Consider the following 20,753-nt stretch of genomic DNA (forward strand, 5'->3'; position numbering starts at 1 on the left):
TATATTCCTTACACGCGGTTAAAGTTTTCTAAGCCCGATACAGATAGATATTCCAGACAAGCTAATTCTTTAACAGTACCCTGTCCATTTGGGGGAAGATTTCTTTTTAAAATATATTGAACTTTCTTCCCAATCATTTCTGGCCCATCAGCAATGTCAATCCTGACGTAAAATTCTCTTTGTTCACTTACATCTGTAATATCTTCCTCAGTTAATTTTAGACGCTGCTGTATGGTATTCGCCTCTTCAGGACTTGTACATAGAAAATATGAAGCATTTTCTATTAGTTTTTCTATATCAGAGACATTAATTGTATGATTTTCTCTGATATTTCCCACCACCGATGCTGGAACAATAAGACACAAAGCTACAGACACGGAAGACTTTTTTGGAGAAGGAGGTAGAGATGGTCTATTATTTGATGATTCTCCTTGTATTTGCTTCCTCTTTGGTTCTTGAGAATATAGCGACTCCACAAGTTCTTGGGTAGCTGTAGCAACACCCTGGACAGTTTTAACAACACCCTGAACAGTTTTAACAACACCCTGAACAGTTTTAACAGTATCATCCTTAATTTTTTCAATATCCATTTCTTTATCGCTCCAATAGCAGATTTGATTTGCGTTCCTTAATACTCATTTGAATTTAACACTCCTGTTTTAAGATTATGTCCAAGCTCGAAAATTCTTCTGCTAGGTTTTGAGCTTTTTGTTTCATAGGTTGCCAAATGTTTCTTTGCTTTTCATAATCTAGGGTAATTTCTTGGTTTGCCTTATCGAGCCTTTCTTGATAACGATCAATAATATCACTCTGAATTTTGTCTACATTTTTTTTTAGACAGTCAATTTGTTCTAGTAACCAGCGTGCAACTTGATTTACTCTTTCTGACTCTTGCCCTTTCGCCTGCTCTATCCAACCTTCCAGTAATTTTTCTGTGCTGGGTAGTTCAGCATTATCACTAGAACGTGGTTGATACTCAGTTTCATAAATGGTTTTTTTACCTATCCACAATGTATACCAAGTTCGTTTTTGTTTTGGAACCTGTACTGCTTCTTCCCAAGTCCCTTGTGTAATAGCAAATCCTGCTTTAAACCGAAAATTAAATTTTAAATTACTCTCGACTTTAATCAGTTCTGATTCAGGAAATTTAATCGCTATGTCAGGTGCACGAGAATTTGCTCCATTTTCAAAATAAGACAAGTGGCAACGAAACAATTCGGACACAGCCTGATGAATTCTATTTAATTCTTGAGTAGAAATCTGTTTTAATACATCCTGTATAACAATGTTGAGATGGATAGCTAGTTCATTAAGTTCCTCATTGAGTTGTTTGAGTTTGTTTTTATCTGCCTCTGTTCTTGCTTCCATTGTTTTTCCTTCTTTAGCAACGGAAGCTTTGTAGCCTAAGTCAACTAAACGGTTCAAGTTTCTTGCTAGTAAATTGACATTTAAAACATTTGCTCTTTTTAAATTCGGACTGTCTAACTCTACCCTTCCAGTTTCTAAAGACTTTGCCACTGCTTCTAAGACTTGAGTAATTCCTTTTTGAAATTCCTTCTCCCATGAATAAAGTGGAAATAATTTTTCTCCTAATTTCTTGTATTGCTCTTCCTGTTGGAGTTCCCTAATTACGGTTCTTATATAATTCACAACGTCATCTTGTGACTGTTTTGCAAGAACCTGTTTGACTTTTGTATCTAGTCTTTCAAACGGCTGTTTTAAGTTTGTATCGCTAGTTTCTAAGAAGCCTTCAAGCTCTGCCCTAATTTTTGATATTTTTTCACATTCCTCTTGATAACCTGCTTCTGAACTGTTAAGAATAGCTGTTGTTGTTTGTACAGCCCATTCCGTTACTGCATTTCCAGCAGCAAGATTAAAACGTTCTATAATTTGTGGAATTACTAGCTGTGGGAAGTGTTCAGTAATATGTTCTCTTAAGTGTTGCTGAAACTCTTCTGCATAAGATTTTTTCCATAATGCTTCAGCAACTCGGTTTCGGTCGTGTCTAGACCATTTCTGTACGTTACGTGGCAAGTCTTCTAATATATCTTCATCAATTAATCCATTAAAATTGTTGTCCGCTTTTTTACACGCCTCAGCACTAAATATTTCATCATAATTTTGGATCTGAAGAGCCAGTAAAGCCGGCCATGTACTAAGTTTTACAACCTGCAACTTCTCAATCTCTTCTGTATATTCTTTTAATTGTTCAGTCAATTCACCTTTAATACTGCGGATAGCATTTTCAAAAAAGCGATTTTCTGTTTCAGGCCAATTTCTATCGGATCGAAAAACATCAATACGATTAAGAGTAAAAAGCATACGCGCCGGAGAACCACCTAAATCTTTGACCTGCTGTACAACTTCTTGCAACAAGCTTTTTACTTTCTGTGCATCGGTTTCTGCACTATTGTATGTTACTATGCACAATGCCTCTCGGCACTGTTGAATCACATTTGCGTTACCTTGATCGCCCACATAGGCTAAACCAGGTAAATCAAGAATTTTTACCCTAGTTCCTTGTGGCAGTTCTAGTTTTGACTCTTTGACAAGCCGGAAAGGATAAAAGATTGTCGATTGTGGACAAGCTAAATTCGGTTGTTTTTCTCTATTTTCAATATAACTTATCATTGCTTCATATAAGCGCTGATAAATTTTCTCCTCTCTGATACCTCTCCATTCTCCGCACTCCCACAATGCTCCTGGTGTTTCATGGATTATTAGAGACTTTTCCTTGCTATATTCGATCGTGACTGCCCCTGCGCTCATTTCACTTACGGCTACGGGGACAATTTCGGCTCCACATAACAAGTTTACCAAAGTGCTTTTCCCACTACTGGTGGTTCCTGTCGTCGCCAGAGTCAGAGTTGGATTACGGAGTTCCTCAACCAGAGTGCTTAAAGCCTCGTCTAACTTTATAGACAGTTCTTGCATTTCAGGCTGATATGTATCTGGTAAATGCTCGGAAATTTCTGTATAAAAATTATTCCAGTATTTAGCAAGTAGTTGAGCTTTGAATTCTACTTCGTCAAAAACTTTGTATAATTGTTTACTCATGTGTTAAATACTGGTGTTGATAGTGAATATGTATTCTAGTTAACATATTTGAGTCGCAACTGATAGAGGGCTGACAGCAGCACTGTTTAATTATGACTCTAGGTATAATACTATAACCTGTCAAGAGGCGATCGCACTTTATACCAATTTCATAAAGTAGCGCTAGATATTACCCCCCCAACCCCCCCTTATTAAGGGGGGGCTAAGACTTCATCCATAGCACATCTTTAGAAAAATGGTATTATTTATTTAAATAAAGTTACAAACAGGCTCTTCAGATTTTTGCAGGTATTCAATTAGATTATCAGCGGGCGTTTCTGAATCCAGGTATGAAACGATCGCACAAACGCCGAAGGAGCGCTCTAAATTGCGATCGATTATACCCATATTCCCCAACCCCGCTGATCGAAATCTCGCACAATTAGCCAACAATCGATCGACTAAAACAAACCTTATTACCAAGGATTGCCAATCATTCTAAAAGCAGACCAATAATAAGGATGAGAGAAATTCTGACTCGTCGTGTTTGCCAATTCCGGAGGTAACGGCAGATTGCCAACAGAAGTGTGCAGCATCCCCCCTTCAATTCGCACTTCTCCCCGCAACATCGCTAATTGCGCTTCCCGCAGTGCCTCTGCTTTAATCGGAGCAGTTTTTAACTGCCCGTAAAACTCCGTCATCAACCCCAAACTGCCCTCGTCGCTGACATACCAGAGAGTCGCCATAGCCGATTTAACCCCGGCTTGCACGGCTAACCCGCCAAAGCCCAACTCGGCCTCTCGATCGCCCACAGCAGTCTTGCAAGCACTCAAAACTAACATTTCAACTTGCGGGCTGTGCCAATTCATTTGCCGCAACTGATCCAAACGCAATTTAGTATCCCACAACTGAATAAAGGAGTGGCTGGGATCTCCCGATCGAAATTCGGCGTGAGTAGCCAAGTGAATCATCCCAAAAGGATACTGCTGGCGCTGCGATTTCAAATTTGCCAGGGTGAAAGCTTCGTTCAAGAAAGACTTACCCGGCCACTGCTGCGGCGTGATTGTCGATACTTCTATTTCCACCGCAGGTAAAGGACTCATCTCTGGAAATTGCGACGCCCCCATTGCCAGAACTTGGGTATTTTTGAAATTGGCGGGGCTGGTATCCGTCAAACTGAGACTCGGCATCGATCCAACACTGTAACGCTCTACCAGAAAGCCTTTGCCGTCGTGCAGGGCGCCCATCGGTATCGATCGCAACCCCATATCTGAGATAAAAGATAAATTCTCAATGCCTTTGGCTTGCAGTTCTGCTTCGAGCGGCGCTACCATCCACAGGTAGAGTTGCTGAGCCAATGGCAAATAACTTTTTGTGTTGCGCTTTACCGGATTAGTCAGTTCATCGCGAAATTTCCGAACAGTTGCCATTACCTCGGTGCGAGAGGTTCCAGGGACGCGCTGGCGAACGGGCACACCTTCCGGGGTGATCACCATCATTTCCAGTTCGTCAGAGGCTTGAATTTGCTGTTCTACGCGCAAGATGGGGGAACTGCTGTAAGGCCGATCGACTGCAGAACCCCTGGGTACAAAGCTGATATAAATGAGAGCTGGTTTGATGCCTGTGGCTTGTTGGACACTGCGAAGGGTATTTTGAGCATCTTCTAGGGTGGCGATCGTATTTGTTGATGGCAAATTTAGGTAATCGACAAACTCACTGGTAAATCTCTCCTCCACGGGAAAAATAACAGCGCCGACGTTAGTGGGCAACTTGGAAGCTTCAAGATTCCCAAACGCGGGAGGTGAAATGCGCTGTTGCAAGGAATTAGATATCTGGTTTTGCTCTTGCAAGCTAGGCGAAAATAAACGATTTGTGCTGGGTGGCTGGTTGGCTGCGATCTCCGGTGTCGGCGCGAGATTTATGGGCGCAGCAGCAGGCGCAACCACTGGATTTTGAGTAATTGTCGGTGCTGGTGGCAGAGTTGAGACCGGTGCTGGATTTTGAGTAATTGTCGGTGCTGGTGGCACATTTGATACCGGTGCTGGATTTTGAGTAATTGTCGGTGCTGGTGGCAGAGTTGAGACCGGTGCTGGATTTTGAGTAATTATCGGTGCTGGTGGCAAATTTGAGACCGGTGCTGGATTTTGAGTAATTATCGGTGCTGGTGGCAGATTTGGGACTGGTGCTGGATTTTGAGTAATTGTCGGTGCTGGTGGCAGATTTGAGACCGGTGCTGGATTTTGAGTAATTGTCGGTGCGATCGGCAAATTTGGGACTGGTGCTGGATTTTGAGTAATTATCGGTGCTGGTGGCAGATTTGAGACCGGTGCTGGATTTTGAGTAATTATCGGTGCTGGTGGCAGATTTGAGACCGGTGCTGGCGTCGGCGTTAATGTTTGTGCTGCTGCGGGTGCGGGTGCTGGCGAGGGTGCTGGCGCTGGTGCTGGCGTCGGCGTTAATGTTTGTGCTGGCGCTGGTGCTGGTGCGGGCGCGGGTGCTGGTGCTGGCGCTGGTGCTGGTGCTGGCGCTGGTGCTGGTGCTGGTGCTGGTGCTGGTGCTGGCGCGGGTGCTGGTGCTGGTGCTGGTGCTGGTAGGGATGCTCGCGGGGGAGTCGGTGCGGGTGCTGGTGCGGGTGCTGGTGCGGGTGCTGGTGCTGGTGCTGGCGCTGGTGCTGGCGCTGGTGCTGGTGCGGGTGCTGGTGCTGGTGCTGGGGCTGGTGCTGGTGCGGGTGCTGGTGCGGGTGCGGGTGCTGGTGCTGGGGCTGGTGCTGGTGCGGGTGCTGGTGCGGGTGCGGGTGCTGGTGCTGGTGCTGGTGCGGGTGCTGGTGCTGGTGCTGGTGCGGGTGCTGGTGCTGGTGCGGGTGCGGGTGTCGCTGCTGGTGCGGGTGCGGGTGTCGCTGCGGGTGCGGGTGTTTGTGCGGGTGTTGGTGCGGGTGTTGGTGTCGCTGCGGGTGCGGGTGTTGGTGCGGGTGTTGGTGCGGGTGTTGGTGTCGCTGCGGGTGCGGGTGTTGGTGCGGGTGTCGCTGCGGGTGTTGGTGTCGCTGCGGGTGCGGGTGTTGGTGCTGGCGATACTGAAGAAGCCGTAATGTTAATTTGTGTCGGCTGTACTATCTGAGGGTTGGGGCTGAAATAACCTCCCTTTGTAATCACATTTTCCTTCTTTGGACCGCCGGTGGCAATGCTGCCAGCAGTACCGTTGACTCTGTTATAGTCTGGCCCGATGGTGAAAAGAGTGTTCGAGGCTTCGCCACCGTGGCGAATGGTGATATCTCCACCATTGGCGCTACCTGTCGTGGATGCGGAAATGCTGCAAGCTTGCGACAAGCAGTTGTTATCGTTTGTGAAAGTGCCTGTCGCTCGGAAATTGCCGCCGGCTGTAATGTCAATCTTTCCTCCGCCTGTTCTACCTTCGGTGTTGATATGGGTTACTTCGATATCGTTGCGCGCGTTGAGGGTGACTTCGCCACCTTGTTTTTCTTCGGAGTTGGCGTCTATGAAACCTGTTTGAATGCTGCTTGAGGGTGCTGCAATACTAACGTCTCCGGCGTTGCTGTTTTTGTCGATCGACCTTGCGTTGATATTGCCTGTTTCTACTTTTCCTGTACGGCTGGTGACGGTGATGTTGCCGCCTGCGGTGGTGTCGGAGTTGGAGTTGATATCGACAGTGCTAATATCACCCCTAGCTTCTAGGGCGATTGGGCCGCCTTGGGAACTTGTCAGGTTTCCGCTGACTGCAATGCTGTTGGCTGCTTGAATTTCGATCGCCCGAGCGTTTGCATCTTTTAGTGCCACGTCCCCCGCAGCTACTGCTCGGTTAGAGGCCGTGAGTACCACTTCACCGTTGGCATTGACGCTGAGGCCTGTAGCGTTCGTTTCACCGATGCCTGTGAGGAGTTCGGGCAAGGTTGCGATCGAGAATGTCGAAGCTGTTGGCGCTGTTCCTGGGCTCGTCGCTGAGGGCGGCTCGATTTCCAAACTCAGCAAATTGCCTCGCTGGCTGACGCGCACTAAATTTGTCCCGGAGACTGATGCTACGGTAAGTTGACCGTCTGGGGCCGAAAGGCTGCCTGTGCTGACAACGGTGCCGCCTAGCAAGGTTAAGTTCTGCCCTGATTTGACTGCTAAGTCGGCTGTGTTGATAATTGCCCCTGCTCGATCGGCCCCAAAAGCAAAGGAATTGGGCACGCCTGTCAGAGATGTGTAAGTGCTACTACCGACAGCGTTAAACGAGTTTGAACCAAATCCAATAGCGGTGGCGGTGGTTGCTGTGAAAGAAGCCGGCACGTTTAAGCTGGCACTGTTGCCAAATATGATGCCGGATGGATTCATTAGAAACAAGTTAGAATTGCCGCCGGTTACTTGAATTAAGCCGTTAATAATCGAGGGGTTGCCGCCGCCTATGCCCGCTAAAATGTTGCGAATGTTGGGGTTTGATATAAAGTTGGCAATCTGATTTTCCGACAAGCCGAATTCTGTAAAGCTGTGGAAAAGATTTTGTCGATCGCTCGATAATTGTCCGCCTTCAATATCGAAGCGAGTTGGCTGCCCAGGAGTTCCGTTTTGCGCTGCGGGAGTGACGGTAGTACCCGTTGCGTCCGCCGCTGGCACAATTGTTTGACCTTCAGCTTTTGCTTGCACAAAGTAAAGATTTATTAAGACTATTTGCAGAGCAAGTGCCAGTTTGCTTATTCTTGCTTTAGATAGGGATTTAGACGTTTTTTGAATATTTTTGACGCTTTTCATAGGTTTTTAATGGGTAAAATATATAAATCACAGAAATTAGGTAAAAAAACCGACTTTGTAGAAAAAACTTGGGTTTACGGCTGTGTCACTAAATATCTCCACATCTGTGCTGTGTCTGGTCAATGTGCGTAGAAGATTGGAAATCTACCCCTCATTTTCAGAGGTGGTATTTGTGAGCTATTCTGTAAGTCTTATTGCTAAGTAAGGTTTGCCTGGTAAAGGTTCACGTTCCCTGCTTAGGAAAGCGATACGCTTGGCTATCAACCTGTTCACTCGTTCCTTAATCGCCTTCGACAGTGCATAATGCTGGCGTTTACATCACGGTGTCGTGACCAGATGAACGTAGTCAGTTAAGATGCTTGACTGCGGGTTCCGATTTTGTACAGGTGCTGACTAGGAAGGCCAATATCTGCATAGGTTTTTCGGAACGGTTGAAGACGCTATATTTATGAAGCAACCGGGTTGCTGACTGCAAGTGCATTCAGGAGTCAATGGGTAGAATTGGCCTCTGCTTTTGCAATTTTCTCAGCGTATCTTCTCCACAATCTAAATATAACTCGAAATGCCTAGGCTCTGTATCTTCCGCATGACATATTAATAAAAAAAAACAAAAACGGCCTTCATAGAGGCACTCCCACCCGTAGAAACCTGGTTTTTTAACTATTATTGAGAGTCTGAAGGAAGTATCGGGCTTCAAAAACTAGGTTTCTGCGTCCAAGACTGACTCGGAAACATCCCAAAAATTTTTATTTTATACAAAAAAAGTCTACACTTGCCGAAAATTAAAATTATGAAAATAAGAAATGAGAAGGGTCAGAAGACAGAATTCAGAATTCAGAATACCCCATGCCTGAAGTGAGTGTTAACGGTCACGGAAGTGATTTTTTGTGACCCACCATTAAAATCGGGGGGCTTAAGCCTCGATTCTCGATCCTTTCGCACAGAATATCTTCGAGATTCAGGCTGCTGACTTCTGAATTCTTCTTCAGTAAGTCAAATTGTTAGAGTATTCAGAAACCCGGTTTATTTAAATAAAAAACCGGGTTTTTGGTTGTTTTGTGTGAGGTTTTGTGAAGTAAAACTCCTTAAATCCGGCTCTACTTCCCTTTTATAGTCAACTCGATTATTGCCGATTTATATCGGCGGGTTTTGGATTTTAATCGATCGCCCTGTTGGTGGTTAAGGGGGTGTGCAGGCGGATTTGTGGCAGGATTTAAGAGTTAATTGGGTGAAGTTTGGACAGTGGGCGAGGGACTGGGTGAAGCAGGGCGCGGTGAAGCAGGGCGCGGTGAAGCAAGGCCCGGTGAAGGAGTGGATTGGGTGGATTTTTTGAGACCGACAAAAGCGTCATAACGGGTGGTACGATCGCCAATGACGGCCGCTGTAACGCCGATCGACCGCGTGGCGTCAATCCACATTTTTTGGCTGGGAGGAAACTCCGGCAAAGCTAGGTTTTTCGGGTTAAACGCACTCTCGGTGTCGATGAAGAAATTGCCGTTGTGGGGTGTAAGTTGCGATCGGACTGTTTTCTGGAACAGTTCGCTGCTTAAAAGCGGACTTTTCGGTTCCGGAACGATCGCATCAACCACGGGAGCTCCTACTGTCATAAACGCTACATTGTTCATCCAGCCGCGAGTTACCGTAATCCCTCCAAACGGCGATGTCCATTTAATCCCCGGTTTGCCGCCGACTTGAATTTCCTCCACTCTAAATCCTTTAGTTTTCATCGTTTCATCAAGCTGTTTCAGGGATTTGTTCGCAGCCCCCTGGTTGTTTGTTTCCACCATAAATACAAATCCGGCAGCAAATTTGTCTCTGGGATTCTGGGCTGGCGCTGGTATTAATGATAGAGAAAATTCTCCCGCCATCCAGTTCATCAAGTCTTTATCTAAATCCAGGCCCGTAGTGGATTTTAAACCTGTGCGTAAAACTTGGGGATTAATCGGGGAAATCGGGTTTGCCTCGGCTCCCAATACGTAGTCTTGCCACAAACGCTGCAAGTTGCCGCCGGATACCATCATTATTGTATTGTTGGGCAGGCGGTTAACCATTTTTAGAGCATTGTTTTCTACTGCTATCCTTCTGGTAGAATCGGGTTTTAGCCAAGAGACTGATTTGAAGGCAATTCCTTCTTCTTCCAGCGTCGCTGTGGTGGCAAATCCCTGATTTTGTTGCAGTTTTTCGAGGCTTTCTGGCGAAATTTCGCGGGCTGAGTTGGCGGCGGCATAGGCGGCGGCAACGGGCATATTGACGTAGATTTGACCGAAGGCTCCCGGACTTTTTATTTTGTCTATGGCGTCTGCATAGCCAGGGGTTTTTGCTAGGGAAGGTTCGCCTTTGTAGGTGTCGATTATTCTGTCTGTAGCGCTAGGATCTGTGGTGACTGCTAGATACCTTGTGCCGAGTACCGCGACTGAGAAATTGCGATCGGGTACGCCTTGAGTTTCTGTGACTTGCACCCCTTTATAATTACGCTCAACAATTTTTCCTTGGCTAAGGGGTCTGGGTTTTGCTAATAATTCTTTGGCTTTGACTGGGTTGGCAATTGGCAGGATAATTGCCACTGACTGTTGAATTGGCGGAGATGGGGGCGTGTTGGGTGCCGGCGAGGGGGCTGGTATAGCTATTTTGTTGCGGAGAAAGGCTACCATTGCTGTGTTACCAACCCAGGGTTGAATGTCTTGCCCGTAGGCGTAGCCGTTGCTTGTGAGCAGGCGATCGCGCATTTGAGTTAAAAACCTCTCAAACGAAGCTTTTGACTCCGGCGTGCCAAATTCTCGCAGTCTATTCCACTGCGATTCATCGGTGCTGATGGATAGGGCCATCATCGTATCTTGCGGGACAACCGTTGCCCCCGGCGGCAAATCTTTGGCGGGCCCACGGGAGATGACGAGGTAGTAGGTGACAAAGCCTAAACCGATCAGAAGTGTGGCGGCTCCGATCGTAAACAACAGGGAAGATTTATCTTTCTTAAACATTATTCGTAAGGTTCGGGTGCTCGCAACATGATAGATTATTTTCTTGGCTCATGTAGCAGATACATTAGCAGATACATTTAACCGGGCAAATTTAGGAAACTCGAATTTACCCCTCCGGAAACAACCAGAAAAACATTCCTTACTTGAATCAGACAGTAGGTTAGGCTCGTGAAACGAAACCTAACACAAAAAATGTAGCAAGACTTTTGTGACAGTTTGCCTTAGTCCTGATTAATTGAATCAGTTTCTGGCTTTAAAGTCTTTAAAGATAGTTTGAAACGAGTACATCATTCGGTGGACATCGTTTGTGGCTCTCGGAAAAATGTTGTGTTCCCATTTTTTGCGAGCAGTAGTTAGCAGTTTGGCTACGGGTTGTGAGTAACTGTTAGAAATAAAATAGCTGCCACCTTCGTAGCGAATGTCTGATGCTAAGCCGATAAAAGCACCAGCCATTTCTAGTTGAAGTTCTGAGGTGCTGTGTTCCGATTTTACTGCTAAAATTACCTGCGAGTGCCGAGGTTCGCGGTTAAGCAAGCGGCAGATATTTGCTTCTTTTTGGTACAAAATTAAAACGTTGCAGTTGTGCAAAACTCCGGCTCTACCTTGGACTTTTACTCCTAGGTGAACTTCCAGGGCTGGTTTGTCGGGAAATTCCACAACAGCATGAGTATAGGGATGTGCCGTTCCGTGAATTTTTCCCGCTGTTTTTCTAAATGTTAAATATTTCGGTGTTTCGTCGTCTAAAACATTGTTGTAATAAATAGTACCGCCTTCATTAGCAACTGCTTTTAGCAAGATTGTGAAGAGGTAAGTGTCAAAAATTCTGGCTTGTTCTGCTGCTGTGTTAAAATCTGGATCGATCGAGCTTTTTAATTTGCTTTTAATTTCGGAATTGATGGCGTAGTTGCTCGGCCCAGAGGGCAGTTTTTCCAGCAAGTGCTTGAGGGCGATCGCCTGTTTGTGACGGGGGGCTGTGACGCTGGAGGTAAACTCGATTGTTTTGGCAGTTTCGCCACCTGAATTGGCAAAGGTAATTTTTGTGCCGAGGGGAGAGGTTTCTGATTCTACTTTCAAGAAATAAGCAATTTCGTCTTCCATTTCGGAAGTGTTGACCGTCGCTTGTTCAACAGCATTAATTAACAGCAAAAGTTGTTCTTTTGCGGTATAATCTTCTATCTTGAGCAGAGGTGTTTTTCTTTTGAGCGATCGCTCTTCAATTACTTTGCCTATCTCTACAGTATCCGCTACTTGTTGAACTACCCAACCCAAATTAAACTCATTCAGAATTGCCGCCAGTTCCTGATAGAGTTTGGCATACTCGATCTCATCCATAATTGCTTCTGCACTGCACGCTATTCTGATTATACAAGATAGTTTGATTTTTTTGTCAATAGCTGTGAGCGACTCTGCAGATTGCCTGTGATGGCGGATTTGCCGAGTGTTCGAGTGTCCGAACGGGGAAAATCTTCCCTCGCTCCTCAATATCCATCCGTTAAATCCGTTAAATCCCTGATAAAATTTGTTGCCGAACTTCCTTTTGCTTGAGAAAGACGATTAGTAGTAATACCAATTTCAAAACAGAATGCAACTGCCTGCAAGCTGCCAACCCCCATAGTCATCAGTCATTCCCAGTTTTTCAATTCTTCAATTCTTCAAATCTAAAATCTAAAATCTAAAATCTAAAATGGTATAAGCTATTCTACGACATTCTGTAGCGATCGAACTATGGCAACTATCAACGACAACTACCTCAAACTCAAAGCTGGCTACCTGTTTCCCGAAATTGGGCGCAGGGTGAAAGCCTATGCAGAGGCTAATCCCGAAGCGCCCATCATCCGGCTGGGGATTGGCGACGTGACTGAACCGCTACCGGCTGCTTGTCGGGAGGCGATGGTGGCGGCGGTGGAAGAAATGGGTTCGCGGGATACCTTTAAAGGATACGGCCCGGAACAAGGTTATGAGTGGCTGCGGGAGAAAATTGCCGAGCACGATTTCAAGTCGCGGGGATGCGATGTTGATGCTTCGGAAATCTTTATTTCTGATGGTTCTAAGTGCGATTGCGGCAATATTCTCGATATTTTTGGCAACAATAACACGATCGCAGTTACCGATCCAGTTTATCCGGTGTATGTAGACACTAACGTGATGGCTGGGCACACGGGAGATGCGAACGAAAATGGCGAATACGGCGGCTTAGTTTACCTGCCAATTACAGCGGAAAACAATTTTACTGCGGAAATTCCCACCGACAAAAAAGTCGATTTAATTTACCTGTGTTTCCCGAATAACCCGACGGGCGCAACTGCAACTAAGGAACACTTGCAAGCTTGGGTAAATTATGCTAAAGCTAACGGTTCGATTATTTTCTTCGATGCGGCTTACGAAGCGTATATTACCGATCCGAGTTTACCCCATTCTATCTACGAAATTGAAGGGGCGCGGGATTGTGCGATCGAATTTCGTTCTTTTTCCAAAAATGCTGGTTTTACGGGTACTCGCTGTGCGCTAACAGTTGTACCGAAGACTTTGACTGGAAAAGCAGCAGATGGTTCCGATGTGGAAATTTGGAAATTGTGGAACCGCCGCCAATCTACTAAGTTTAACGGTGTTTCTTACATTGTGCAGCGCGGTGCTGAGGCGGTTTATTCAGAGGCTGGCAAGGCACAGATTCAGGCATTAGTCAATTTTTACATGGAAAATGCTGCGATTATTCGCGAGAAATTGACAGCGGCGGGAATCGAGGTTTTTGGTGGCGAAAATGCACCTTATGTGTGGGTGAAAACGCCTCACGGTTTGTCGAGTTGGGATTTCTTTCAGAAGTTGCTGGAAACTTGCAATGTGGTGGGAACTCCGGGTTCTGGTTTTGGTGCGGCGGGTGAGGGTTATTTCCGCATTTCGGCGTTTAATAGTCGGGAGAATGTGGAAGAAGCGATGAGACGGATTGTGGAGAAGTTTAAGGTTTAATCTCCTCTCCTGCTTAAACCGAAAAGCCCCCAGGCCGCCAGGGAATCAATTCCCTGGCTAATAGCGAAAGTCCTCTGAAGAGGACTAATGAGTTCTTCAGTCCTCATAGCGAGGACTTTAGCTTTGAGACAGGGGTTTCAACCCCTGGCGGACTGCCGGATTCAGCGAAAAAGCATTAATTTAATATGTTGTGGAACAGGCCGAAAAGCCTGTTCATGAAAATAGTAAAAGATCTGAGTTATAATCTAAGCCAGACAACTTTATTCAGAGCCTGAAAAAGCAATGCCCTATAGCGAATTCACCCTTAAAAAAGTCAAACAAGACTTTCTGCTCACCCTAATAGAAGTACCTACTTTTATTGTTTCTGCGCCCCCGATTCAGCCGAGTCCAGCCCTAGCTGAGTTCATCGAAAAACGCCTGCCTCTTGCCCTAGCACTGAATACGGAAAAAGCTCGTTCTGAAATGATTATATGTCCGATTCTTTTAGAATTAAAAGATATTTTTCATCAGCAAATCAGTCTTTTTTCTGGGAATGAATTTACTGTAGATCAATCTGTGGGACTTAACGGTGTCTGCGATTTCCTCATCAGCAAATCACCCGAACAACTTTTTATCGAAGCTCCTGCTATGATTGTGGTGGAAGCTAAAAAAGAAGACATCAACGGCGGACTTGGACAATGTGTTGCTGAAATGATTGCGGCTCAGCGTTTCAATGAAAAAAACGGCTACTTTGTAAACAAGCTCTATGGTTGCGTTACGACCGGGAACTTGTGGAAATTTATCAAATTAGAAGAGCAAACTGTTACCATTGGTTTGAGAGAATACTCGCTGCCGCCAGTTGATGAAATTTTGGGAATTTTAGTTAGTTTTATTATCTAGTAATTTTGAGTAGATTAACTTTCACCATTTTTGGTTTAAAATTTAAAACGCCTCGATTATAATATTCCGTTTTCTATCCATCAGCCTCGCTAGGAAAACCAAATTGGTCTGGTAATTCAGCAGAGGTAATTTGCAGAATTTCTAGCAACTTCTTGTATTGAACAGGTGTTAGTTTCGGTACAGATCGCCCAGCTTCCCAGTTGCTTACCGTCGCTTCCGTAACGCCAAGTGCTTCTGCTAGCTGCTTTTGAGTCATAAACCGCTGAACTCTCAGTCGCATTAGGGGCGATCGATCGGCTCTTTCTGAGGTTTCCATAGGCTATTTGTTAAGTTATATTAATTTATTTGGGTTTTGCCTAAAATGATTGACATCTACCCTAAATTAATTTAGATTTAACCCAATAGAGATTAGACAGCACCAGCTAAGCCACTTGTGCTGTAGGGGAATTGCTGTCTTTTCTTCAACTTGTTATTGTACGCGGTTTTACCGTTACAAAGCATCAAACCTATCCAAAATTATTGGTCAAAGCTATGTTGCAAGATTCATCATCGAACCAAACATCGCCGAATGTTTTAACCAACCAAACCTTTGAGGCCGATCGCGAAGCAGTCCGTCACGTCATCATCGGTTCGCCGCTGGGGGTACGCCGAACTATCCACCAACTGCACGCATTGCGCTACGAGGAAGCTGTTCGTTGGACTCATCCGTTAGCGCAGCCCTCGAAGAGGATCGCGATTCCCGACAATCGCATCATTATTACACCCGATCGGGGAGAAATCATGAGTCTGTTAGTCAAATTAATCCGGTTGCAATGAAGTCTAAATGTGCGATCGCACTTTAGCAACTGAGTCAAAAGTGCGATCGCGGTTATTCAGCCATCTCGTACCATCCAAACTAGCATTCCCAAAATTTCGTCCACCGGAGGCAAGGCATAGTCATTAAGATCGATCGATACAATTTTTTCCTCTAGTTTAAGAAATCGCCACTGCGTGCCGTTACTGACACTGCCATAAATAACTGAAATTGGTTTTTCCTTCGCTTCATTAAACTTCTGCATTGCCACCATTTCTGCAACGCACTGTCCAATTCCTGTCTTCAAATCGGCTTTTTTAGCCTCAACAACCGCCACTGCGGGTGCTTCAATCTCCAACATTTCTGGAGAACGACTAATCAAATAATCACAAATCCCGTTTAGTCCAGTTTCGTAATCAACCGTAAAGTCTTCCCCCGAAAACAAGCTAATATTCTGCTGCAAAATCTTCCTGACTTCCAGCAGTACCGGAGTAATAATCATTTCCGATCGAGCTTTTTCGCTACCTGTGGCCACAGCTACGGGTAAACTATTTGCCAAAAAATCTGTCAGGGTTGCACTCGGAGCGATCGGAGTTATTTGCGGTAGAAATCGCGGGCCTTCTACAGTTGTTAATCCAAAGGCTTGTTTAACTTTGATAATTGAGGTGAACTCGCTGTAAGACATCGCTCAATTTATCCTACTACTTATTACTGCCAAATTGTCAACCCCTAAAGGTCGATAAATTGTATCTCTTTGCTGATAACTCCGCCCCAAAGAACTAATCGCATTTTGCAAATCTTCCACAGACTGACAACTGCCGCCAACCGCACCAGCCATCGTTGTAATGTGTTCTTCCATCAATGTACCGCCGATGTCGTTGCAGCCCCATTTCAGCGCTTCTGTAGCTCCATCTAAACCTAATTTTACCCAACTCGGTTGATGATTGGGAATCAAATTTCCCAAGAAGATTCTCGATACAGCGGTGAGTAACAATGTATCTGCTAAAATTGGTTGGTCGCGGCCGACTCGACTCCGCAAAGGTGCCGGTGCTTCCTGTCCAACAAAGGGTAGTAAAATAAATTCTGTGATGCGTGCTGGATAGTTTTGGTCGATCGCAGTTTGTTGGAGCGATCGCACTTTTTCTAAATGCAAAACCTGCTGTTCGGCTGTCTCAATATGCCCGCAAAGCATTGTACTCGTTGTCGGCAAACCCAGACGGTGAGCAGTTCCCACAATTTCTAGCCAAGTTGCCGAATTTAGTTTTTCCGGGCAAATCACCCGCCGCACAGCATCGTCGAGAACTTCTGCCGCGGTTCCCGGCATCGAACCAACTCCCGCATCCTGCAAAGCCGAAATTACATAGCTGAAACTAAGATTATCTTCTCTGGCAATAAATTCTATTTCTTGCGGCGAAAAAGCGTGCAAGTGCAACTGCGGAAACTTATCCTTAATAATTTTTACCAATTGCAGATAATAAGGTAAAAATGCGCCGTTCAGCTTAGCTTGAAGATTTAAGCCGCCCTGCATACAAATTTCCGTTGCACCCCGCTGCACTGCATCAGTTGCCTTTTCCTGAATTTGAGCTGCATCTAACCAAAAAGCGCCCTCATCTCCTTCGTCGCGGCGGAATGCACAAAAACTGCAATGCTGCTCGCAAATGTTAGTAAAGTTAATATTCCGATTGATAACGTAGGTGACAGTATCCCCTGATTGTCGGCGCCGGAGCAAGTCAGCGGTTGTTTGAATAGAAGCTCGCGCGTCTGGCTCTGTTTGCTGCAAAAGTACCAATGCCTCTGCAGAAGAAATGTTATAACCTTGTAAAGCTCGATCGAGAATTGCATCCACAGTTTTCTTTTTAACTCAATTACAGAATTACTGACTAGAATTAAGGCGTTTTTATATTTTAACTAATCAATTATGGAGGAACGATATTTTACAATCTCAAGTGCTACGAAACTATTCTGGACTTTCTTAACACTGAAATTATGGGCATAAACCAACCAAATCAGGTATTGCCAGTGCCGTCGGGGCCCTTGCAAATTCCTGCTATACAGACTTTCGGTTCAACTTTTACAGATGCACGCACAGCGGAAATTTATTTTTCCCTCGTCATTCCCACCTACAACGAGTGCAGGAATATCCAGAGTATTGTGGAAAAATTGAGCCAATTGCTCGATGGCATCATTCCCGGCGACTACGAATTAATTGTAGTCGATGACGACAGCCCCGATCGCACTTGGGAAGTCGCCCTTTCCCTGACACCGGAATATCCGCAATTGCGGGTGATGCGCCGGGAAGAAGAGCGGGGACTTTCCACGGCCGTAATTCGCGGGTGGCAGGCGGCTCGGGGCGAGGTTTTGGGCGTCATCGATGCCGACTTGCAGCATCCCCCGGAAACGCTGTTGCAGCTTTTAGCAGAAATTCAGCGGGGAGCAGATTTGGCCGCTGCGAGCCGTCACGTGGGCGAGGGCGGGGTGAGCGACTGGAGCGTTGTCAGGCGATTTTTATCGCGGGGCGCTCAAACCGTGGGGTTAGTGATCCTGCCGGGAGTGGTGGGCCGAGTTTCCGATCCGATGAGCGGGTATTTTATGGTGCGGCGCTGTTGCATAGCCGGCAAAACCATGAATCCTGCTGGCTACAAAATATTGATTGAAGTGCTCGGCAGAGGCGATATCCGCTGGATTGGAGAAGTTGGTTACGTGTTTCACGAGCGGCAAGAAGGGGAGAGCAAAGTTACCTGGAAACAGTATATTGAGTATTTGCAACATTTGCTTCGGTTGCGCTTTGCCCGCTGGCCGATGGGCAGATTCCTGCGGTTTGGCGTGGTTGGTTTCAGCGGCGTTTTTGTGGATATGGGAGTTTTTTACTTGCTGCGGACTGTCCTCGGTTTGGGGCTGACTCGCAGTGCAATTTTTTCTGCTGAAGTGGCAATTTTCAATAATTTTTTGTGGAACGATTTATGGACTTTTGGTGATATTTCTAAGCGGCAGCAGGGAAAGCGCCAGCGCTTGAAACGGCTGTTGAAATTTAATGTGATTTGTTTGATTGGCTTGATGATAAATGTGCTGCTGGTGAATGTGCTGTTTAATGTTTTTAAGGTAAACGAATATTTGGCTAAGTTGATTGCGATCGCAACTGTGACTCTGTGGAATTTCTGGATCAATATGAAGTTGAGTTGGCGGGTGACGGACGTGAAGTAGGTAATGGGAAATGGGTAATGCGAAATGGGTAATTGGTAATTGATAATGGATAAAATGACTGATGGCTAATGACAAATTGGTCTCCTGCCCTATGCCTTTGAATGACCGAAAGCATCTAGGATACAAGCCCCCGGATTTATCTCGCGCAAGTCAATGCTTCAATGCTTCAATTCTAAAATCTAAAATCGTTCTCCTCTAGCGCGGACGGTGAGCTTGTCGAACTGCACGCCGAAGTCTAAAATCTAAAATCTAAAATCTAAAATCTAAAATCGATTGACTGAATTAATGATTAAGAACAAACAACTGTTGTTGCTATTTCTGTGGACGGCGATCGCCTTGATTTTGCGCTTTGCCAATTTGGACTCGAAACCGCTATGGACAGACGAGTTTTCGACTCTAGTATTTAGTTTGGGCAACAGTTTTCGCGGTGTGCCGCTCGATCGCGCGATCGAGCTTTCTACATTATTACAACCGCTGCAATTGCGCCCCGATGCTGACACCGCCGACGTGCTCCGCAATTTGCTACTAGAAAGCAACCATCCACCAGTATATTTTATGCTCGCTCATTGGTGGATGCGGTTGTTTGGGCTTTCTGAGGATAGTTTAGTTTGGATTGGGCGCGCTCTTCCTGCATTATTGGGTGTGATTTCAGTTCCCGCTATTTACTTTTTAGGCAAGTTTGCTTTTACTTCGCGTTTAGTCGGTCAATGTGCGGCCGCGATGATGGCAGTTTCTCCCTACGGCATTTATCTCGCTCAAGAAGCTCGGCATTACACTTTAGGAATCTTATTAGTTATTGCCTCTCTTTTTTGCCTCGTCTTAGCTGCAAAAAAGCTGCAACAGCGCGCGCCCCTGCCTATTTGGGCGGTGCTGCTTTGGGTGGTTGTTAACTGTTTGGGAATTGCGGTTCACTACTTTTTTGTACTGACTTTGTGTGCCGAAGCAATAGCATTAATTGCTGTAATGTGGCAGGATTTTAATGGAAATTTGCCAATTGACAACAGCCACCAGCCCAATATTTGGCAATTTCAAATCATCTGGCGGCTTTTCGCGGTAGCGATAGGTACTTTAACTGGCGGTTTAGTGTGGTTGCCGGTATTTTTGTCAAACAAGTACGGCAGCGAATTAACTAATTGGATTGTCAGCGGCGATCGCACATTTTTAAGTTGGGTTAATCCGATTTTTCAAGCTTTAGCTGGATGGATCACTGTCATGTCTCTGCTGCCGGTGGAATCGCCAAATTTGGCAGTAGTAGTTGCATCGGCGATCGTAATGACAATATTTTTTATATTGGTGCTTCCCCTGCTCCGAGGCGCTCTTAACAATTCCTTAACAACGCCCGATACTCGTTTAGCTGTTGTTACTTTCGGCGGATTTGTGCTAGGAGCAATTTTCCTATTTTTCAGCTTTGCATATATTCTAGGGATTGACCTCACTCGCGGCGCACGATACAATTTCGTCTACTTTCCGGGGGTGATATTGCTTTTAGGAGCAACCTTGGCGGTTATTTTTAACACACCTACAGCAAAAAGTCAATGGTTTAATTTACGGGCGATCGAAGTTCCTGGCAAAAAAGCAGTTTTGCTAATTTTAGCAATGGGTTTTTTTAGCGGTGTCACAGTAAATTCCAATCTCGGCTATCGCAAATATTACAAACCAGACCTTTTAATTCCGATTATCCGCGAATTATCGAAAGTTCCCGTGTTAATTGCTACTACTCAAAATACTCATGTAGAAATAGGAGAGTTGATGGGGATAGGGTGGGAATGGGAAAGAAGTTCGGCAACGGATTTTGTAGCGGATGTAACGGATGTAAGGGATGTTAGGAAGAAAGAAGAAGTTAAAGCCTTTGATTCTCCGCTGTTTCTTTTGGCTAATCAGAGAAGGGATGCACCAGAAATAGCGGCAGGGACACTTGACAAAACACTCAGTCAATTAGAACGGCCGCTAGATTTGTGGTTGGTTAATTTTCGCGCACCTGTGAATCTAGAAGCACAAAAATGTCAGGTTGAATCGCGCGATTTGCCTGCGGTGGATGGGTATGAATATCAAGTTTATCATTGTTCCTGATTTGGCGATCGCCCGCAGCTAAGGTTCGATGACTGGGGAGAGATAGTGATAAATTTATGACTCAAGAAGTAGAGGATATAGAGTTAGCCT

At 45.5% G+C, this 20,753-nt stretch carries 15 protein-coding genes; 5 read left to right on the forward strand and 10 right to left on the reverse strand.

The genetic code is table 11. The features are described 5' to 3' along the window. Positions 1 to 8: 8 nt before the first annotated feature. From QT984_RS16815 to QT984_RS16845, 7 genes are all read right to left on the reverse strand, one after another. Positions 9 to 590, reverse strand: coding sequence for a hypothetical protein (locus tag QT984_RS16815; protein ID WP_333374499.1), 582 nt, complete (start codon positions 588 to 590; stop codon positions 9 to 11). A 55-nt stretch (positions 591 to 645) separates the two neighbouring features. Further along, complete coding sequence (locus tag QT984_RS16820; RefSeq protein ID WP_333374501.1) at positions 646 to 3,057, reverse strand: dynamin family protein; 2,412 nt, start codon at positions 3,055 to 3,057, stop codon at positions 646 to 648. Between the two features lie 249 nt (positions 3,058 to 3,306). Beyond that, positions 3,307 to 3,444 (reverse strand): hypothetical protein, encoded by a 138-nt coding sequence (locus tag QT984_RS16825; RefSeq protein ID WP_333374503.1) that lies wholly within the window; start codon positions 3,442 to 3,444, stop codon positions 3,307 to 3,309. Between the two features lie 68 nt (positions 3,445 to 3,512). Further along, positions 3,513 to 7,778, reverse strand: coding sequence for a CHAT domain-containing protein (locus tag QT984_RS16830; RefSeq protein WP_333374505.1), 4,266 nt, complete (start codon positions 7,776 to 7,778; stop codon positions 3,513 to 3,515). Positions 7,779 to 8,998: 1,220 nt separating this feature from the next. Then, positions 8,999 to 10,756 carry a DUF3352 domain-containing protein gene (locus QT984_RS16835; RefSeq protein ID WP_333056460.1) on the reverse strand — a complete coding sequence of 586 codons (1,758 nt, stop codon included), beginning with the start codon at positions 10,754 to 10,756 and terminating at the stop codon, positions 8,999 to 9,001. Between the two features lie 240 nt (positions 10,757 to 10,996). Further along, positions 10,997 to 12,088, reverse strand: coding sequence for a hypothetical protein (locus QT984_RS16840; protein ID WP_333056461.1), 1,092 nt, complete (start codon positions 12,086 to 12,088; stop codon positions 10,997 to 10,999). A gap of 146 nt (positions 12,089 to 12,234) precedes the next feature. Then, positions 12,235 to 12,375, reverse strand: coding sequence for a hypothetical protein (locus QT984_RS16845; protein WP_332950583.1), 141 nt, complete (start codon positions 12,373 to 12,375; stop codon positions 12,235 to 12,237). A 106-nt stretch (positions 12,376 to 12,481) separates the two neighbouring features. Between QT984_RS16845 and QT984_RS16850 the strand changes: the two genes are divergently transcribed. After that, on the forward strand, positions 12,482 to 13,720 hold the full coding sequence (locus tag QT984_RS16850) for an LL-diaminopimelate aminotransferase (protein WP_333033869.1): 1,239 nt from the start codon (positions 12,482 to 12,484) through the stop codon (positions 13,718 to 13,720). Between the two features lie 282 nt (positions 13,721 to 14,002). After that, on the forward strand, positions 14,003 to 14,599 hold the full coding sequence (locus tag QT984_RS16855) for a hypothetical protein (RefSeq protein WP_333056463.1): 597 nt from the start codon (positions 14,003 to 14,005) through the stop codon (positions 14,597 to 14,599). A gap of 73 nt (positions 14,600 to 14,672) precedes the next feature. On the opposite strand, the gene QT984_RS16860 is transcribed toward QT984_RS16855, so the two are convergent. Further along, entirely contained in the window at positions 14,673 to 14,915 is a 243-nt protein-coding gene (locus QT984_RS16860) for a helix-turn-helix transcriptional regulator (RefSeq protein WP_333056464.1), read from the reverse strand. Between the two features lie 215 nt (positions 14,916 to 15,130). On the opposite strand from QT984_RS16860, the gene QT984_RS16865 reads away from it, so the two are divergent. Further along, the gene (locus QT984_RS16865; RefSeq protein ID WP_333212042.1) at positions 15,131 to 15,415 is read left to right on the forward strand and encodes a hypothetical protein; all 285 of its coding nucleotides are present in this window, start codon (positions 15,131 to 15,133) and stop codon (positions 15,413 to 15,415) included. Between the two features lie 56 nt (positions 15,416 to 15,471). Here the strand turns inward: QT984_RS16865 and QT984_RS16870 are convergent, their stop codons facing one another. Together QT984_RS16870 and cofH are read right to left on the reverse strand one after the other, a co-directional pair. Next, the gene (locus QT984_RS16870) at positions 15,472 to 16,077 is read right to left on the reverse strand and encodes a hypothetical protein (protein WP_333056466.1); all 606 of its coding nucleotides are present in this window, start codon (positions 16,075 to 16,077) and stop codon (positions 15,472 to 15,474) included. Between the two features lie 3 nt (positions 16,078 to 16,080). After that, positions 16,081 to 17,238: a 7,8-didemethyl-8-hydroxy-5-deazariboflavin synthase subunit CofH gene (cofH, locus tag QT984_RS16875; RefSeq protein WP_333232277.1), complete on the reverse strand. Its 1,158-nt coding sequence runs from the start codon at positions 17,236 to 17,238 to the stop codon at positions 16,081 to 16,083. Between the two features lie 140 nt (positions 17,239 to 17,378). Between cofH and QT984_RS16880 the strand changes: the two genes are divergently transcribed. Beyond that, positions 17,379 to 18,593, forward strand: coding sequence for a glycosyltransferase (locus QT984_RS16880; RefSeq protein ID WP_333056468.1), 1,215 nt, complete (start codon positions 17,379 to 17,381; stop codon positions 18,591 to 18,593). A 273-nt stretch (positions 18,594 to 18,866) separates the two neighbouring features. After that, the gene (locus QT984_RS16885; protein ID WP_333374508.1) at positions 18,867 to 20,663 is read left to right on the forward strand and encodes a glycosyltransferase family 39 protein; all 1,797 of its coding nucleotides are present in this window, start codon (positions 18,867 to 18,869) and stop codon (positions 20,661 to 20,663) included. The last annotated feature ends 90 nt before the right edge of the window (positions 20,664 to 20,753 follow it).

Origin of the sequence: Microcoleus sp. Z1_B2 (assembly GCF_036700325.1) — a bacterium.
Taxonomy (GTDB): Bacteria; Cyanobacteriota; Cyanobacteriia; order Cyanobacteriales; family Microcoleaceae; genus Microcoleus.

Excerpts from the sequence above, each read along its gene's own strand:
- QT984_RS16815 (WP_333374499.1), bottom strand. The coding sequence starts at position 590 with ATGGATATTGAAAAAATTAAGGATGATACTGTTAAAACTGTTCAGGGT.
- QT984_RS16820 (WP_333374501.1), bottom strand. The coding sequence starts at position 3,057 with ATGAGTAAACAATTATACAAAGTTTTTGACGAAGTAGAATTCAAAGCT.
- QT984_RS16825 (WP_333374503.1), bottom strand. The coding sequence starts at position 3,444 with ATGGGTATAATCGATCGCAATTTAGAGCGCTCCTTCGGCGTTTGTGCG.
- QT984_RS16830 (WP_333374505.1), bottom strand. The coding sequence starts at position 7,778 with ATGAAAAGCGTCAAAAATATTCAAAAAACGTCTAAATCCCTATCTAAA.
- QT984_RS16835 (WP_333056460.1), bottom strand. The coding sequence starts at position 10,756 with ATGTTTAAGAAAGATAAATCTTCCCTGTTGTTTACGATCGGAGCCGCC.
- QT984_RS16840 (WP_333056461.1), bottom strand. The coding sequence starts at position 12,088 with ATGGATGAGATCGAGTATGCCAAACTCTATCAGGAACTGGCGGCAATT.
- QT984_RS16845 (WP_332950583.1), bottom strand. The coding sequence starts at position 12,375 with ATGACTATGGGGGTTGGCAGCTTGCAGGCAGTTGCATTCTGTTTTGAA.
- QT984_RS16850 (WP_333033869.1), top strand. The coding sequence starts at position 12,482 with ATGGCAACTATCAACGACAACTACCTCAAACTCAAAGCTGGCTACCTG.
- QT984_RS16855 (WP_333056463.1), top strand. The coding sequence starts at position 14,003 with ATGCCCTATAGCGAATTCACCCTTAAAAAAGTCAAACAAGACTTTCTG.
- QT984_RS16860 (WP_333056464.1), bottom strand. The coding sequence starts at position 14,915 with ATGGAAACCTCAGAAAGAGCCGATCGATCGCCCCTAATGCGACTGAGA.
- QT984_RS16865 (WP_333212042.1), top strand. The coding sequence starts at position 15,131 with ATGTTGCAAGATTCATCATCGAACCAAACATCGCCGAATGTTTTAACC.
- QT984_RS16870 (WP_333056466.1), bottom strand. The coding sequence starts at position 16,077 with ATGTCTTACAGCGAGTTCACCTCAATTATCAAAGTTAAACAAGCCTTT.
- QT984_RS16880 (WP_333056468.1), top strand. The coding sequence starts at position 17,379 with ATGGGCATAAACCAACCAAATCAGGTATTGCCAGTGCCGTCGGGGCCC.